At 78.7% G+C, this 1,373-nt stretch carries 1 protein-coding gene; it reads left to right on the plus strand.

Annotated features, from left to right (window positions below):
• Window positions 1-129: 129 nt before the first annotated feature.
• The coding region (locus HCN52_RS24460; RefSeq protein ID WP_245175428.1) for a DUF2330 domain-containing protein at window positions 130-1,373 on the plus strand (1,244 nt) is incomplete at its 3' end.

A 1,373-nucleotide genomic window follows, 5' to 3' on the forward strand; every position in this document is an offset into this window, starting at 1 on the left:
GCCCCGCCGACCGGGCCCGCCTGACGGCCGCCGGCGCCCGCCCGCCGGGCCCCGCCGACCGGGCCCGCCTGACGGCCGGGGACGGCATCGAGGGGGGAACCGCGGCCCGTGGTGGAGCGTCGGAGCGGCATGACGAGCGGCGCGGCGCCGCCGTCGACCGAGGGGCGGCTCATGCCGATGGGGACGCGGGGGCGGACGGGAGAGCGGGACGGCGGGGAGGCGCGGCGCGCGCACGGCGGGCGGGTCCGCCGGCGGTTCGCGGCGGCGCTGACCACCGTGCTGCTGCTGGTGCTCGTGCAGGCGGCAGCGGTGGTGTGGCCCGCGTACGCGTGCGGGTGCGGCGCCATGGTCACCGCCGACGGCAGTGACCTGGGCGTCACCGAGGAGAGCTCGGTGGTGGTGTGGGACGGGGACGGAACCCAGCAGATCGTGATGCGGTTGACGGTCGACGGCGATGCCTCGGCAGCCGCCTGGGTCATGCCGGTGCCGAACCGGGCGGAGGTGACCCTGGCGGAACCGGAGCTCTTCACCGAACTGGAGCGGGTCACCGCGGCGGAGCAGCGGGTGGACCGCTATCTCTGGCCGCGTCCCGGCGACTGGCCCCGTGCCGCGCCGGACGCGGCGGGGGCTCCGGAGGGCGCTGCCCCGCCGGTGGCGGTCGTCGGCCGGGAGCGGCTGGGCCCGTTCGACGTGGCGCGGCTGACGGCCGAGGAGCCGGCGGCGCTGGCCGACTGGCTGGCGGAGAACGGCTTCGCCCTCTCCGACCGGCTCGCGGCGGCGGTGGAGCCCTATGTGGCGGAGGGCTGGGAGTACGTGGCGGTCCGGCTCGTCCCCGCGGGCGCCGAGGACGCCGCGGCCGGGGAGGACGCCGAGGGCGGGGGCCCGGTGCTCTCCGGGCCGCTGGAACCGCTGCGGCTGACCTTCGCCACCGAGCGGCCCGTCTACCCGATGCGGCTCTCCCGGCTGGCCGACACCCAGCAGGTGCTGCGGCTCTTCGTGCTGGCCGACCACCGGACGGCCACCGCGGGGACCATCGGCGGCGACCCCGTCGACGTCGTGTTCGCCGGCCGGCTCACGCCCGACGCCCTCCCCGAGGGCCCGCTGCGACAGCTGGTCGGGGACGGGCGCTTCCTGACCGCGCTGCACCAGGACTTCCCCGACCCCGGGGGCATCGACGGCGACCACGAACTGGTCAGGGACGGGACGGACGCGGCGTTCCGCCGCGTCGAGGTGCGCGAGGAACTGCTGACCTGGGGGCCGGTCCCGGCCTGGCAGGCGGTGGTCGCGGCCCCCGTGGCGCTGACCGCCGCAGCGGTGGCGGCCGCGCTCCGGATGCGCCGTCGGGCGGCGCGGCCCGAGCCCGGGGGCGCCCC

This window comes from Streptomyces bohaiensis, from assembly GCF_012033785.1.
Classification (GTDB): domain Bacteria; phylum Actinomycetota; class Actinomycetes; order Streptomycetales; family Streptomycetaceae; genus Streptomyces; species Streptomyces bohaiensis.